The sequence below is a fragment of the Mucilaginibacter flavus genome (assembly GCF_030409315.1).
GTDB lineage: Bacteria > Bacteroidota > Bacteroidia > Sphingobacteriales > Sphingobacteriaceae > Mucilaginibacter > Mucilaginibacter flavus.
The window spans coordinates 73,081-87,110 of sequence record NZ_JAUFPS010000017.1; the positions used below are offsets into that span (position 1 = coordinate 73,081).

Sequence of the window (14,030 nt, forward strand, 5' to 3'; positions counted from 1 at the left end):
TTTGGTGCCGAGAATGTCGGTAAAGACCTATGTCTCGAAAATATTAACGGCAGACAAACCTTGCCTGATTAGATGTTTTAAAAATGCAATAAAAAAACATTGCAATTCAATGACTATTTATAGAAAGGTTAAAAAGTGTGATTCTGAGCTCTCAGAGCACTTTTCCGAACCTTAAAACTAAATTTAGTTTTAAGAACTTTTTCCTTTGTTTTTCGAAATTTTTCGCTATACTATTGTGGCTATTATGAAAAAAATAGCTAAACAAGATGAAATTTTATTAGATAAAAGAGCATCACAAAAACAACTACCTTTCAGTATCGACCCTACGGTTTTTACCGAAAAACCTACCAAAAAGCAAATAGCGAAATTAACTTGGCTTCCGGTTACCGGGTCGGTAACGAATGTCTTACACCATGCCACCTCCGGCAGAGCGTTCACGTGCGGCGTATTTAAAGACAATAACCGGGAATCAGAAAAACTAATTAAACAGCAGATATTTTGTGTTGACTTTGATGGTGGGATGACCCTAAACGAAGCCGGGGAAATCCTTAGAGAGTACAATCTCTTTTATAATGCTGGCTACTACAGTTTTCGCCACTCCGCCGAACTCGAAAAGTTTAGGCTACTATTTGTATTCGATGGTGAAATTCAAGACCCTAAAATAGTTAAAAGCATCCTGAGAGGCTTTTATCACCTGTTTCAATGCAAATCAGACAAATCATGTGTCGATGCTGCACGATATTGGAACGGCACCGATAAGGATTACTTTATGGGTGACATTAACCAAGTAATCAACTTAAAATATTTTTCAGAAGTTACGACCCCGCTTTTACTTGCTGCCGATAGAAATCAATACCGAAAAATAGTCACAGCAGACGAGGGTATTCTGTGTGCAAAATCAGGTAAGATTATTTATAATATTAATAAAGAAAATCAAGGTTGCACAAACCAAAACAAAAAAGATATTGATAAAATACAAAACTTTAATGTCGAAGATTTACAACAGTTTCAATTATTCAAAATATTTTTTGAAGGTAAAGGGACTAACATGAAAAATAAATTAAGCCACCATGAATTATTTGGGATAGCTACGAATTTAATACATTTAAAAGGAGGGTCTTCAATCTGGAAAGAATGCTTGGCGAAAAATCCACTATACGCTAAAAAAGAAAAGGAATCAATTTACAAATATGTTTATGACAAGAAATATGACCCTATTCACTTTTCCAAATTTTCGCCTTATGAAGAAGACAAAACAAATTTCTTTCAAACATTCCGGCAAATTCTGATAAAGAAAGGACGGATATTTAATAAGTCGAATAGTGAAGAAAAATTATGGAAACTTTCAGATGCCAGAGCAGAATTAACCAAAAAGTATAGTGAAATTATAGAAGCGGACGATTGCGACGTACATATAATTAAATGTGCTACGGGCTTAGGGAAAACACAATTAATAAAAAACACTATAAACATAGTTGCCGCATTTCCAGACCACGATTTGAAAAAAGAGCATTTTGACGATTCGGAATTGAATGCAACTATTAAGTTAGCAACCCCGGCATTAATTGGATTTAGTGAGAACGTACAAAAACATATTGATGCCATATATATAAACGGATTTAACGATGTCGTGAACACCCTGATTAAGAACTTAGCTGAGGGCATTTCAATAAATGACGGGGGAAAGTGTAGCCGGGAGGATATAAAGGCAGCACAGGCGTACTTAGAGGCATTAAGAGCAGTTAAACAATCAGGTGAAAGCAACACGATTTTTACTACTCATCACAGGGCTGTATTAACCTCGTTTCCCCAACCCACAATCGTTTTCGACGAAAATCCTTTGGGTGTATTACTGGCTCAGGGGGCTGTTCCTATAAGCGACGTGCAAAAGTTAGTTTTAGAATTATCTTTTACTGGTAACAAAGTATTAGCTGAAAAACTCAGAGCTTGTATCAATTCCGATAGTAAAACTGTTTTTGATTTTGTCGGAATGGCAATTGATGAAGACGGATTATATAAAATGATTAAAAAGCTCAAATTGAAATCAAAGATTTGGGAATTTCTTAAATCGGACTATTACGTTAAAATAAATGATAGGATTAACTATTGCACAAATAACATCTGGCGGCTACCTACCGATAAAAAAATAATCATCGCTGACGCTACTGCCCCTATTGAACTATACCGGAAAATATTGGGCTCTCGGTTGAAAATAGTGGATATTTCCAATGTTGAGTTAAAAGGTAAAATCATTCAATATACCACCCGGAGTTGTTCTCGCACCGGAAATGAAGGATATAGCGAAGCGGTTAACGCAGACTTGGATAATTGGGACACAATTACCTATAAAAGTCAGAAGCAAATGTTTAATAATGCTGCACCCGATATTCATTTTGGTAAAAGCCGGGGCACCAATAAATATGAAGGGCGCAATCTGAATGTAATTGGAACGCCAAACTATGGCGGGGCATATTATATGTTTTTAGCTAAAGTATGCGGGTTGGACGTATCAGATTTCACGATGAGGAATAGAAAAGTACTTTTTAAAAACAATGAGTTCGTATTCTACACTGTAGCCCATGAGGAGTTACAAGAATTTCATTTGGAGCTAACAGAGGGTGATATTATACAGGCAGCGCACCGGGCAAGACCAATCAACCATGATGTAACTGTAAAAGTATATTCGAATTTGCCTATACCACATGCTGAATTAATATGGTGGAAAAGAAACACCCCTAACCAGTAAATCATCGAATATAAAAATAAGCCAAAATAATATGACTACAAACTTACGTAATGCTCTTACCTTAATATGTACTGAGTTGACAAACTCTATAGAATTAAAATTTCAACGACAGCCCCTTGGTTGCTGCTACCTTATCGGTCATTGCTTAGCGGAAGGACTAACTAATGCTGGATTTTTCGCAGAAGAAATTACCGGGCATTTAATTTTAAAAGATAAGTTTAATAAATCTTTAGTTTATGGAAACGCAAAATTTAAAGGAAAACTGGTAGGATATTATCACACGTGGTGCACACTAAAGTATGGGGAGGAGACCATAGTTATTGACCCAAGTTTACGGTACAGTAAAATTGCTTTGAAAACACTATTTGGAATCAAATTAGATGTAAATCTACCCGACATTTTAATATCAAATGACTTGCAAGGGAATTCGTATCGCTACATTCAGGATGAGAAACTGACAATAAAATCCAAAGAATTTTTAAGGACGGTTAATATGGAAGCAATCAAACAACTAACTGGCTGCGTTACTAACAGTACTGTGAAACTTTTGAGAAATTGATTAAATTATTTATTGATTAAATAATACCCCCGCTAAGGTTAGATTAGGGTTAGTCCTTGGATAATATGGTGATTATAACTTTGAATCATTAAAAATCAAAGTGGCTAACTCTACCTCTAAACCGTGTGCAACTTCATGTAAATAGTATATCGAAGGGTTAATTTTACCAGTCTCTAAACGTTGAATCGATTGTTGGTCTTTATCAATAGCGTGCGCAAGTTGCTTCTGAGTAATACCTTTTCCCTCCCTAATTTCACGGATTCGTTCGCCAAGATTTTTAAGAAATACCTCTTTCTGCATCGAGGTATAATTTTAATCTATGAAATTTGATTAAAACACAACGGATATGTTGTATTTCTCAGATATTTTTTTAATTTTTGTTTAACCATAAATCATCATGCAAGACAATAAAAATTCATACGAAAGCATAAAATCTGATGTCAAAGGGGCTGCTACCGGTTTATTTTTTACTGGTGGATTTATTTTCTTGATTATCGTCTTACTTTCAATCATTGTAGCGGTTTGTAAGAGTGGCTTGGAAAGTGGATTTAAAACAATAATTGTAGTTATCTTGGGAGGGATATTAGCATTATCATTCAATAATAAAGCACGTACATGGATATTAGGAGCATGGTTAATATTACTGGTTGCAGCAATAGTTTTACCAATGTTTTTCCTTGCCTTTTATATAATGTATTCAGGATTGAAATAGGCTTTATAAGTGAGCAAACCTGTTTTATTTTTGCTATATGAGGAAAAATTCCAAAATTACAGATGAGAATAAATATCGTATCACACTTTTTAACACCAATTGGAAAGAAGAATTTTTAATTTATAATTTCCCGTTATTACCCATGCCCGGCGACATAATTGAAATAAACAAAGACCGAGAATTGTTCTTTGTTTATTCAAGAGGCTTTGGGATTTTCAAAAGGGAAAGCATTATAGACGTTACACTATATGGGGTCATGGAAAATGACGACCATCAAAGTCGAAGTCGTTGGGACAGTTTTAAAGCAGAATTAGCAAGCGAAGGCAAATAGGGCACCTTTGAAATCGGTGGAAATATGCTTAACAGATTTAAAATAACGTTCGTTAGTACGTTTCAATTTGATACCTTTTATACCTACACAAGCAATGCTTTACCACTATTAGGCAACATTGTTGAATTCGAAGCAGGTAAAACTTTTTTTCAAATCACAAAAAGGCGGTTAATCCCACTATCGGAGAATGGTTACACAATTTACTTGTTATATGGGAACTTTTTTGGCAAAAGGGTTAACAGGATTGAATTCGATAATTTAAAAAATCGATTAGCCGGAACTGCAATAGATATTGAATTGAATAGTTACGGAGATATTCTTTTTCCTGAATTTTTGTATTAAAAACAATTGTACCAAAACCGGGTATTAACGTTCCTTTTGGTACTTCTATTCTGCTTTAAAGCCCCCACCAGGGGGCAGTATTTATTGGCATATACAGAATTTTGTATAGAAAACGGATAAATTGTCCATCTGACGCTCGTAAGGTGGGAGTAACCAACAAATTTGATTCAATTTCATTTGATTTTTAAAGCGGGGCAACTAAAGCCTTAACTTTCATCACCGTTTTTGTTGACACCTCGGCAACCTTAGCAATCTCCCTAACAGTTAAACCTTTCCTTAATCCTTTTATAATTTGTTGCGATGCTGATTTTTCTAAAAAACTCTTATCGTTTTCAGATGTACCAGCCGGGCGACCCAATTTTCCACCGTTCTGCACGTAAACTAATCTGCCCACGCTGGTGCGTTCCTTAATGTTTTCGAGTTCCATTTGATAAAGTGAAGACATTACCGAACTAATCATATTCCAAATTGGATTACGTTCACCATTAGGACGTGACTGTAAGCCCAAGTTGCGCACAATAACGTTAACTTTCTTTTCCTCTAACCATAACAACACATTAATAACATCCCCGGTGTTGCGACCAATACGGCTAAACTCTTCAATAACAATTTCTTCAACTTTACCAGCTTCAACCAATTTAGTTAATTCCTTACCTTTTGGGCGGTCTTTAAATGCAACGCTCCCGGATATTTTGTCAAGGAATACAGAATCATATTTTTCAGTGTCTGCGGTAAATCTATTTCCTGTTTGGATTTGAGTTGATACTCTGTTGTATTTTATTCTCATAATGTTGTTGTTTTAATCACACATTAAATATACAACAAATCCGTTGTTTTTACAAATAATTACAATAATTTTTGATAGGAAAGTTGTGCTACTTTTAACCATGAATTTAAGTATAACAAGGAATAATTTCTAAATGCGGAAACTGCTGAAAATCGATAAGAATATTTTAAGTAAAAAAAATGGAATATTTTTTTGTGTTTAATGTAAAAATGTCTACATTAGTTTATTCAATTCAATATTATGGCAAGAGCAATAATTACTTACAACGAATTTAAAGATATTTTAGGTGAGCAAGTTTTAACAGCATACAGTGACTGTATAAGGAAAGGCTTTGATGACCAATTAGAACTTTTGAAGTTTAATGCATCATTAGATTGTTTTGTTGAGTTAGACTCAACTACGAAAGCCAAATTTACCCATAACCGTATTTGCGGAAGGTTACAAGAAACCTTCAAAGGTAATAGTAGCATTAGCGTTGACACAATTCGTCAAATAATTATGGTAAACATATCAGATAAAGTTTTGATTCGTCAAAAGAAGTTTCGCTCTTATGGTAATATTTCATCGTATTCTACTAAACAACATAAGAAGTTTTTAAAACAATCCAGCATTGAAGGTTTTCCCGAAGAGCCAACATTTATTGTTGGAGGATATATGATGGATAAAACCAATACCGGAATGTTAGGCGTTTACTTTGCATGTTATAGCGCAAATGGAATTGAGTGGTTTACAAGATTAGGCGAATATGTCCACGAACAACAAAGAATTGACTTTAATCCTGTCGTGACAAGAAAAACCGAGGAAGCCTATAAACCATTGAAAACTAAGCTTACCAAAATGAAGGTTGTCCATAATCAAAATTCAAGCAATACACAAAACGGCACATTAAAATAAATTTAGGTGGTTTGTATGGATAAAATTAATTATCAATTAATTACTATCGCAAGGGAAATAGAAGGTTACACACAAAAAGAATTTGCTGCTGCAATAAAGATAGAACAGGGAACATTATCTAAAATTGAAAATGGACTGATTGAAAAGATATCCGAGGAATTAATCAATAAAATATCGTACGTATTAAACTACCCTATTAGTTTCTTTTATCAAGACTGGAATCCCCTTAGAATCGAAGGACATTATAGACGCAAAGTTTCTGAATCTGTGAAAGCTTTTAAGGAAAATAAGGCTAAAATGACATTAGCTGAGAGGCATTTCAATATCCTTACTGAGCATATCGAACTTCCACCTGTTAATTTCCCAACTTGGGACGTGGAGCACGATGGGGAGGTTAGTATGTGTGCAAAATACGTAAGAGAATTTTGGAGAGTACCAAAGGGACGTATTGATAATGTCACCGAATTATTAGAGCAGAACGGCTTCGTGATTATTGAAATTGAGTTGTATGAAACAGATGGGTTTAGTGCATTTTCGAATTCAGGTACGCCTTTAATTTTTGTGAATAAGAACTTACCGGGCGATAGATATAGATTAACCATTATGCACGAAGCCTTTCATTTTATACTTCACCACGGTAAAAAGATTGTGCCGGAAAGAGATATTGAGAAAGAGTCGTTTGAAGGCGCAAGTGAGTTCATGGTGCCGATTTATGAAATAGAGCATCAATTGACAAAACTGTCAATTTCTAAGTTGATGGATTTGAAAGCTTATTGGAAAATGTCAATGCAAGCAATTCTTTATAAAGCCCGTCATCATAAACTAATTTCTGAATCGCAATCTCAATATCTTTGGAGACAATTTTCAGCGGCGGGTTATAGGAAAAATGAGCCGATTGATATCCAAAAAGAAAGACCTATTATATTTAATGAAATATTGGACACCTATTTGCAAGAATGGAAGTATTCTAACGAGGACTTGAAAAACTTATTGAAATTCAATCAAATAGACGAATGGTACTTCAATAAAGGGATTAAATTGAAATTGTTAAAACGGTCGCTCTAAATCTAAACAAGCTAAAAAATAGAATCGGAATTGGTATCAATAGTACATAATAGATATTTAAAATGAAGGAAAAGATTGGAGAAATAATGACTTGCTTTCTTGGATTGGAAAAAAGAGGAATATCAGAAACAGTTTATACCAATGGAATTTTTTCTTTTAAATACGGTGGAGGTAAGTTTATATTGATAGGGAGTGTAGCCCCCAATTTATTAACTGGTTTTATCAACGCTTACCATGAAACACCTTTTGAGGGTGACAAACATATGATTGAGGTCGCTGATTTCGAAATTCTCGTATCTAAAGACAATTGGGGATTTAGTTACAAAATTAAAAATTACATTGATTTTAATCCAGATGATTACCGCAGAATGGTTGATGATAAAGGATACATGAGGATTGAGCAGGATGATTTACTTTATATCTTTCCGAATCAATTCGTTTCTAAATTAGTTAAAGATAATTTTCGCATATATTTAACATGATTAGCGTAAAACGATTTTATTTAACTGGTGCTGACGGCAAAAGATATAGCGGCACTATCGACTTTTACCAGTATCAAGGCGAAGACATATTTAGCTTTCGTTTTGATTTTAGTGGAGACAGGTTTAATGTGAAAAAAAATGAAACTGTATGGTGTTACGGTGGCGGAATGGAAAGCTACTTAAATAGTTGGGTTAGCGAATTAGGTTTACAAATTGAAGCAACAGCACATCTTTAAAATGGCACAATCAAGAAAAGTTCGGTCAGATATATTAGTTGGAAACCTTGAAAAAAAACTTGGGTTAGAACCGGGTGCCATAAGAAATCCTGACGGGTCGGACGCCCGAAGTAACAAAAAACTCGCCACACTGCGTAAAGAATTTAGTAAAGCGAAGGGCATTAAAGTTAAAACCAATCCATCTATCTCAAACAAGTCACTTGCGAAAGCATCCAAAGCTATAAACGCCATTGCCGGACTTACTACAAAAGTAGCCTCTAATACCAAATCTGCCACTGCAAAAGTCGTTCCAAGAACCACGGCTAAAAAGCCAGTCAGGGCTTCAAAGACAGTCATCAAGTCTAAGCCAGAAGGTTCAACGAAATCTGTTACTAAACCTAAGCCAGCGGGTACAACAAAGTCAATCACTCAAACCAAATCAACTGCCGCAACCAAACCTATAATATCAAAGCCGAGAACAACTAAATCTCCTAAAAAAAATGGCTAAGGTTAAAGACTACGATAGGAATGTATTTATCAACTGTGCGTTTGATGCCAATTTTTTAAACATTTTCCGAGCGATTGTTTATGTCGTTCATGACTGTGGTTTTATTATTAGATGTGCATTAGAAACAGGAAATAAGGATGGTGTAAGGATTGATAAAATAATTAAGATAATTGAGCAGTGCCGTTACGGCATTCATGATTTGTCATGTTTGGAAATTACCAAAGAGAGCCCACTGCCACGTTTCAATATGCCTTATGAGTTAGGAATTTTTATGGGTTGCAAACATTATGGGGATGCTCACCATAAGAAAAAGGATTTTTTAGTGTTGGACAGCCAACCTCATCGTTATAAAAGAGTGATTTCTGACCTCGCAGGTTACGACTTCCCAAGCCATAATAATGACCCTATGGCTGCAATTGCCAGTGTCCGGGATTGGTTTTCAGAAAGCACATCTAAAGTACTTCCCGGAGCTGTTTATTATCAAGAGAGGTATAGAAATTTCATGAATGTTTTTCCTGATTTGTGTGCCAGTATGAAAGCTGACATTAATACTTTAAATTTTAGGGATTATTATGCACTTGTCAGCGTTTGGATACAAACGCAAAATGGACAAATTTTACAAGATGAAATTAACTAAATCAGCAGATTAACGGCGTTATCAATCATTTTTAAATTGCGTCACTTAATGCGTCACTTAAACAAAAAAGAGTTTTATTATCCGATAATTTTTCTTACCTTTAATCAAGCTCTTTTATCTGATTTAATGTATAAAATCGCTGTTTTAAGTTCTTTTAGACTGAATTAAGGCTCGCAAGAGGTTCGAGAGCCTCTGCATTAAGAGTCAGTTGCTCTACCGGCTGAGCTACCAAGTCATGCGCTGTATTTACAGCGGGTCGCAAATATGCAGAAATTTATTGGTGTCGTAAAGTGTTGAAAATAAAAAGTCCGAAAGGTTATCGTTGAATGACAATTTCCTTTCGGACTTTTAAATGTTATTATAGTTTACACAGCGGCGTATAAATCTTCGCGTTGTTTTTGTACTACAGCGCTGTTGATATACTCGTCATAAGTCATCAATTTATCAATGTAGCCGCCCGGGGTTAGTTCAACAATGCGGTTGGCGACGGTTTCAACCAATTCATGATCTCGTGAGGTAAACAGGATGGTGCCACGGAAGTCTTTCATGCCATTATTAAGCGCTGTGATCGATTCCAGGTCAAGGTGGTTGGTAGGTTCGTCAAACATCAGCAAGTTGGCTTGTTGCAACATCATACGGCTAAACATACAACGCATTTTCTCGCCACCCGATAGTACATTACTTTTTTTCAAAACTTCTTCGCCCGAGAACAGCATCCGGCCTAAAAAACCACGGATGAACTGATCGTCCTTTTCGCCTGGTGAGTATTCGCGCAGCCAGTCAATCAGGTTATCATCTTTGCCTTTAAAGTATTCAGCGTTATCAATAGGGATATCAGCCGGATTAATGGTTACGCCCCATTTAAATGTACCTGTATAGTCGGTATCCCTGCCGGTTAAAATATTGTACAGGGCAGTAGTAGCCAAACTATTTTGCGATAGGATAGAAATTTTATCGCCTTTATTTACGGTGAAGCTGATGTTATTAAATAACAGTTCGCCGTTAAGGGTTTTCTTTAAATTTTCAACCTGTAGAATCTGGTCACCGGCTTCACGGCCAAGATTGTTAAATATGATACCAGGGTATTTACGGTTTGATGGCTGAATTTCGTCAAGGTTAATTTTATCCAAAGCCTTTTTACGACTGGTCGCCTGTTTTGATTTGGAAGCGTTTGCGCTAAACCGGCGGATAAATTCCTGCAACTCTTTAACGCGTTCTTCAGCTTTTTTATTCTGATCCGCACGTTGCTTTAACGCCAACTGGCTCGATTCATACCAGAAGGTATAGTTACCGGTGTAAATGGTCATTTTAGCAAAGTCGATATCTACCACATGCGTACAAACGGTATCAAGGAAGTGCCTGTCGTGCGATACTACCAGAACAATAGCTTCATATGAGGCCAGGAAGTCTTCTAACCAGCTTACGGTATGGATATCCAAATCGTTGGTAGGCTCATCCAGTAATAAGATATCAGGCTTACCAAATAGGGCTTGTGCTAATAACACACGTACTTTTTGGGTGTTATCCAAATCTTTTACCTGGTTATAATGAAACTCTTCTTTGATACCAAGATTGCTCAGTAGGGTAGCGGCGTTACTTTCGGCATTCCATCCGTCCATTTCGGCAAAAAGATTTTCCAGTTCGCCGGCGCGTTCGCCGTCGGCATCGGTAAAATCTTCCTTAAGATAAATGGCGTCTTTTTCTTTCATTACGGCATACATCTCCTTATGGCCCATCATTACGGTTTCTAACACCGAATATTCGTCAAACGCGTAGTGGTTTTGACTTAATACCGCCATTCTTTCGCCGGGAGTAAAACTTACCGATCCGCTGGTAGGATCGATATCGCCAGAAAGAATTTTTAAAAATGTTGACTTGCCTGCACCGTTAGCACCTATAATGCCATAGCAGTTGCCCTGAGAAAATTTTAGGTTAACGTCTTCAAATAAAGTACGCTTACCGTAACGTAAAGATAAATTGGATACCGTGATCATGCTGCACCTGTAATTTGGCGCAAAAATAAGCTAAAAACTTCGTTTTGTGGTAACCTGTGCCGATATTATGTTTGGCAGGGGATATCGGGAAATTAGTTCTCAATAATATTCCCCAAAAAAAATATCAGCGTGGACGCAATTACTCATATTACTTATGATTGACAAACTAAATGCCTCATTTTCACGTTATATGATATAATTAACCAATCATAAATTTATGGAACAACCTTTGACTATACTTTTTCAAATAATTTATTAAAAAAATATAACACAAGTCATGGGAGCATTAATAGTAGGATTAGTTGTTATCAACATAGTAATAGCTATCAACAATATACAAAAACGTAAAGTATACTAATAGCCAGTTGAGATGCTTAGCTTAATAAGGTTTTTAAGCTTTGCGTTTCATGATCGGCTAATTTTTGCAGGGGCCCCGAAGCGAGCATCTTTAACATCATGCTAAGTTCTGCATCAATAGTAAAAACTACTTCCGTATGGTCGTTATGGAAAGATAACGACCATTTTAATTTCAAATCAAAAGGGGGCTTCGTCGCCGGTATAATTACTATCTCTTCATTAGTAAGCCTGCTATCAATCTTTAAAGCCAATTTAGCCATGTTTGGGATGCTAAAACTGGCTTCATCAACAGATGATTTCCACTCCTGTATGCTATCGGGCATTAGTTGCTGGTGATTGTTAAAATCGGCCAGGTAGGTAAATACTTCATTTACGGGTTTATTTATGCTGATAGCACTGGTAAAAGTGGTCATTTTTTAGATTTGAGATGTTAGATATGAGATTTGAGATCGTTGCTCTTAGTTAAGCAAATTAAGAGCAACGAAATCGAGGTCATCAAAAAAATCAACGGTCTTAGCTCGATGCTATTTGTCCCCAGGTTGATGGGCTTTCGCGCCATTGGGTTAAAACGGCAACATCTTTTTCGCTGATGTATTGGTTAGCCTCGGCATATTTAATCAGGGCGTTATAGTTTGATAAAGTTACAAACGGGCACCCCGCGTTTTTAAAGTTTTCTGTAGCCACATCAAAGCCATAGCTAAAAATAGCCGCCAAACCTGCAACTTCAAAACCAGCGCTTTTTAAAGCATCAACGGCTTGCAGGCTGCTTTTACCGGTCGAGATCAAATCTTCAATAACTACAACTCTTTTACCTGTGGTGGTTGGTACATCGCCTTCAATTAAGCTGCCTGTGCCGTGTTCTTTAGCTTTGGCACGCACATATATAAAAGGAAGGCCCATTTCCTGGGCAACTAATGCACCTTGGGGAACTCCCGCTGTAGCTACACCGGCTATACAGCCAACACTACCAAATTTTTCCTGGATAATAACCGTTAATTGCTGCCTGATATAGGTGCGGATTGACGGATGAGACAGCGTTACGCGGTTATCGCAATAAATTGGCGATTTCCATCCCGAAGCCCATGTAAAAGGATTGTTAGGTTGTAATTTAATTGCTTTAATTTGCAGCAGGAATTCGGCAACCTGCTGTTCTATCTCATTATTATTAAACATGGCTCAAAAATACAGAATTTATATTAACGAAAAAGTTATCCTGTTAACAGAATCAACTCCTCATGGAGTTGAATTGTATGAAAAGCTTGATGCAGAGACTTTTGACCTCAAAATAATTTACACCTGGATATTAGCTAACCCCAAAAAGCTGTTTTATATTATATGTAAAGATGCTAAAGCGTTCCTGAAAACCATTAAAAAAAGCATTACACTTATTGAGGCAGCAGGTGGCCTGGTAAAAAATACGGCGGGTCATTATTTATTCATTTACCGTAACGATAAATGGGATTTGCCCAAAGGTAAAATTGAGAAGGACGAAAAAGTAAAAGAAGCTGCAGTGCGTGAGGTAGAAGAGGAGTGTGGTATCAAAGTAAGCAAGCTGAACGAAAAGATTTGTAAAACCTACCACGTATACATTAACCGCGGCGACATCGTACTGAAAAAAACGCACTGGTTCAGCATGGATTGTAAGGGTAAAGAAAAGCTAAAACCCCAAAAAGAGGAAGGTATTACAGATGTACGCTGGTTTGAAAAACACCATATTGAGCCTATTATCGATAATACATTTCCATCTATATTAGATGTACTGCACAAAGAAAAGCTGGCTACAAATAAGCTAATGCCTCAGTAGGGATAAACTGCGATACATCGCCGTGGTGACGCATAATTTCGCGCACGATGGTAGAACTGATTGACGAGTATCCCGGCTTACTTACAATAAAAATGCTTTCAATATCGGGTGCCAGGGAATGGTTCATCTGGGCTATTGCTTTTTCGTATTCAAAATCTGATACGGTACGAATACCCCTGATCATGTAGGCAGCGCCAATGCTTTTGCAAAAGTTTACGGTTAAGCCTTCGTAAGCAACAATATGAATGCGGTCGTCGTTCTTAAAAACGGCCCTAAGCATTTGCTCACGCGTTTCAATGGTCAAAAAGCCTTGTTTGGTGCTGTTAGCTCCTATACCAATGTAAACCTTATCAAAAAGATTCACAGATCGTTTTACGATATCCACGTGGGCCTTGGTAACCGGGTCAAATGAACCAGGGAAAAGAGCGATCTTCATAGTACTGATGTTAATGCCTTACCAAAAGTAATAATGATTTTGAATGTTTAGCAACTTATATTGAAGCTAAAAGCGTAATGCATAAAGCTCAAAGCCAATATCTTGTTTATCAATACAGTAAATGTGTGAATTGTAAGATCAATTATTGACCTCTATGTAAG

The 14,030-nt window shown here is 36.5% G+C and carries 17 protein-coding genes; 11 read left to right on the forward strand and 6 right to left on the reverse strand.

Annotation, left to right across the window (positions count from 1 at the left end; genetic code table 11):
• Positions 1-244: 244 nt before the first annotated feature.
• Together QWZ17_RS05795 and QWZ17_RS05800 are read left to right on the forward strand one after the other, a co-directional pair.
• Positions 245-2,746 carry a hypothetical protein gene (locus QWZ17_RS05795; protein WP_290304085.1) on the forward strand — a complete coding sequence of 834 codons (2,502 nt, stop codon included), beginning with the start codon at positions 245-247 and terminating at the stop codon, positions 2,744-2,746.
• Between the two features lie 31 nt (positions 2,747-2,777).
• Positions 2,778-3,305, forward strand: a complete 528-nt coding sequence (locus QWZ17_RS05800) for a hypothetical protein (protein WP_290304086.1) — start codon at positions 2,778-2,780, stop codon at positions 3,303-3,305.
• Between the two features lie 72 nt (positions 3,306-3,377).
• On the opposite strand, the gene QWZ17_RS05805 is transcribed toward QWZ17_RS05800, so the two are convergent.
• A complete protein-coding gene (locus QWZ17_RS05805; protein ID WP_290304087.1) occupies positions 3,378-3,605 on the reverse strand; it encodes a helix-turn-helix domain-containing protein in 228 nt (75 codons plus the stop codon).
• 97 nt (positions 3,606-3,702) lie between these two features.
• Here QWZ17_RS05805 and QWZ17_RS05810 point away from each other — a divergent pair, with 97 nt between their 5' ends.
• Both QWZ17_RS05810 and QWZ17_RS05815 read left to right on the forward strand, forming a co-directional pair.
• Positions 3,703-4,017, forward strand: coding sequence for a hypothetical protein (locus tag QWZ17_RS05810; protein WP_290304088.1), 315 nt, complete (start codon positions 3,703-3,705; stop codon positions 4,015-4,017).
• A gap of 37 nt (positions 4,018-4,054) precedes the next feature.
• Entirely contained in the window at positions 4,055-4,348 is a 294-nt protein-coding gene (locus QWZ17_RS05815) for a hypothetical protein (RefSeq protein ID WP_290304089.1), read from the forward strand.
• A gap of 526 nt (positions 4,349-4,874) precedes the next feature.
• On the opposite strand, the gene QWZ17_RS05820 is transcribed toward QWZ17_RS05815, so the two are convergent.
• Positions 4,875-5,477 (reverse strand): recombinase family protein, encoded by a 603-nt coding sequence (locus QWZ17_RS05820; protein ID WP_290304090.1) that lies wholly within the window; start codon positions 5,475-5,477, stop codon positions 4,875-4,877.
• A 240-nt stretch (positions 5,478-5,717) separates the two neighbouring features.
• Between QWZ17_RS05820 and QWZ17_RS05825 the strand changes: the two genes are divergently transcribed.
• From QWZ17_RS05825 to QWZ17_RS05850, 6 genes are all read left to right on the forward strand, one after another.
• Entirely contained in the window at positions 5,718-6,371 is a 654-nt protein-coding gene (locus QWZ17_RS05825) for a hypothetical protein (protein WP_290304091.1), read from the forward strand.
• A gap of 15 nt (positions 6,372-6,386) precedes the next feature.
• A complete protein-coding gene (locus QWZ17_RS05830) occupies positions 6,387-7,436 on the forward strand; it encodes a helix-turn-helix domain-containing protein (RefSeq protein ID WP_290304092.1) in 1,050 nt (349 codons plus the stop codon).
• 62 nt (positions 7,437-7,498) lie between these two features.
• Positions 7,499-7,918 (forward strand): hypothetical protein, encoded by a 420-nt coding sequence (locus QWZ17_RS05835; RefSeq protein WP_290304093.1) that lies wholly within the window; start codon positions 7,499-7,501, stop codon positions 7,916-7,918.
• Complete coding sequence (locus QWZ17_RS05840; protein WP_290304094.1) at positions 7,915-8,154, forward strand: hypothetical protein; 240 nt, start codon at positions 7,915-7,917, stop codon at positions 8,152-8,154. The genes QWZ17_RS05835 and QWZ17_RS05840 overlap by 4 nt, the downstream gene beginning before the upstream one ends.
• A gap of 1 nt (position 8,155) precedes the next feature.
• Positions 8,156-8,641, forward strand: coding sequence for a hypothetical protein (locus tag QWZ17_RS05845; RefSeq protein ID WP_290304095.1), 486 nt, complete (start codon positions 8,156-8,158; stop codon positions 8,639-8,641).
• On the forward strand, positions 8,634-9,278 hold the full coding sequence (locus QWZ17_RS05850) for a hypothetical protein (RefSeq protein WP_290304098.1): 645 nt from the start codon (positions 8,634-8,636) through the stop codon (positions 9,276-9,278). The genes QWZ17_RS05845 and QWZ17_RS05850 overlap by 8 nt, the downstream gene beginning before the upstream one ends.
• 365 nt (positions 9,279-9,643) lie before the next feature.
• On the opposite strand, the gene QWZ17_RS05855 is transcribed toward QWZ17_RS05850, so the two are convergent.
• The 3 genes from QWZ17_RS05855 to pyrE form a co-directional block, all read right to left on the reverse strand.
• On the reverse strand, positions 9,644-11,272 hold the full coding sequence (locus tag QWZ17_RS05855; RefSeq protein ID WP_290304100.1) for an ABC-F family ATP-binding cassette domain-containing protein: 1,629 nt from the start codon (positions 11,270-11,272) through the stop codon (positions 9,644-9,646).
• Between the two features lie 374 nt (positions 11,273-11,646).
• Positions 11,647-12,042 carry an SRPBCC family protein gene (locus tag QWZ17_RS05860; protein ID WP_290304102.1) on the reverse strand — a complete coding sequence of 132 codons (396 nt, stop codon included), beginning with the start codon at positions 12,040-12,042 and terminating at the stop codon, positions 11,647-11,649.
• A 100-nt stretch (positions 12,043-12,142) separates the two neighbouring features.
• A complete protein-coding gene (pyrE, locus tag QWZ17_RS05865) occupies positions 12,143-12,802 on the reverse strand; it encodes an orotate phosphoribosyltransferase (protein ID WP_290304104.1) in 660 nt (219 codons plus the stop codon).
• Between pyrE and QWZ17_RS05870 the strand changes: the two genes are divergently transcribed.
• On the forward strand, positions 12,801-13,433 hold the full coding sequence (locus QWZ17_RS05870) for an NUDIX hydrolase (protein ID WP_290304105.1): 633 nt from the start codon (positions 12,801-12,803) through the stop codon (positions 13,431-13,433). The two genes, pyrE and QWZ17_RS05870, sit on opposite strands and share 2 nt — an antisense overlap.
• Here QWZ17_RS05870 and coaD read toward each other — a convergent pair.
• On the reverse strand, positions 13,408-13,869 hold the full coding sequence (gene coaD, locus QWZ17_RS05875; protein ID WP_290304106.1) for a pantetheine-phosphate adenylyltransferase: 462 nt from the start codon (positions 13,867-13,869) through the stop codon (positions 13,408-13,410). The genes QWZ17_RS05870 and coaD overlap by 26 nt on opposite strands.
• Positions 13,870-14,030 lie beyond the last annotated feature (161 nt).

Excerpts from the sequence above, each read along its gene's own strand:
- QWZ17_RS05830 (WP_290304092.1), top strand. The coding sequence starts at position 6,387 with ATGGATAAAATTAATTATCAATTAATTACTATCGCAAGGGAAATAGAA.
- QWZ17_RS05795 (WP_290304085.1), top strand. The coding sequence starts at position 245 with ATGAAAAAAATAGCTAAACAAGATGAAATTTTATTAGATAAAAGAGCA.
- QWZ17_RS05805 (WP_290304087.1), bottom strand. The coding sequence starts at position 3,605 with ATGCAGAAAGAGGTATTTCTTAAAAATCTTGGCGAACGAATCCGTGAA.
- QWZ17_RS05835 (WP_290304093.1), top strand. The coding sequence starts at position 7,499 with ATGAAGGAAAAGATTGGAGAAATAATGACTTGCTTTCTTGGATTGGAA.
- QWZ17_RS05850 (WP_290304098.1), top strand. The coding sequence starts at position 8,634 with ATGGCTAAGGTTAAAGACTACGATAGGAATGTATTTATCAACTGTGCG.
- pyrE (WP_290304104.1), bottom strand. The coding sequence starts at position 12,802 with ATGTTTAATAATAATGAGATAGAACAGCAGGTTGCCGAATTCCTGCTG.
- QWZ17_RS05820 (WP_290304090.1), bottom strand. The coding sequence starts at position 5,477 with ATGAGAATAAAATACAACAGAGTATCAACTCAAATCCAAACAGGAAAT.
- QWZ17_RS05840 (WP_290304094.1), top strand. The coding sequence starts at position 7,915 with ATGATTAGCGTAAAACGATTTTATTTAACTGGTGCTGACGGCAAAAGA.
- QWZ17_RS05800 (WP_290304086.1), top strand. The coding sequence starts at position 2,778 with ATGACTACAAACTTACGTAATGCTCTTACCTTAATATGTACTGAGTTG.
- coaD (WP_290304106.1), bottom strand. The coding sequence starts at position 13,869 with ATGAAGATCGCTCTTTTCCCTGGTTCATTTGACCCGGTTACCAAGGCC.
- QWZ17_RS05860 (WP_290304102.1), bottom strand. The coding sequence starts at position 12,042 with ATGACCACTTTTACCAGTGCTATCAGCATAAATAAACCCGTAAATGAA.
- QWZ17_RS05810 (WP_290304088.1), top strand. The coding sequence starts at position 3,703 with ATGCAAGACAATAAAAATTCATACGAAAGCATAAAATCTGATGTCAAA.
- QWZ17_RS05870 (WP_290304105.1), top strand. The coding sequence starts at position 12,801 with ATGGCTCAAAAATACAGAATTTATATTAACGAAAAAGTTATCCTGTTA.
- QWZ17_RS05855 (WP_290304100.1), bottom strand. The coding sequence starts at position 11,272 with ATGATCACGGTATCCAATTTATCTTTACGTTACGGTAAGCGTACTTTA.
- QWZ17_RS05845 (WP_290304095.1), top strand. The coding sequence starts at position 8,156 with ATGGCACAATCAAGAAAAGTTCGGTCAGATATATTAGTTGGAAACCTT.
- QWZ17_RS05825 (WP_290304091.1), top strand. The coding sequence starts at position 5,718 with ATGGCAAGAGCAATAATTACTTACAACGAATTTAAAGATATTTTAGGT.
- QWZ17_RS05815 (WP_290304089.1), top strand. The coding sequence starts at position 4,055 with ATGAGGAAAAATTCCAAAATTACAGATGAGAATAAATATCGTATCACA.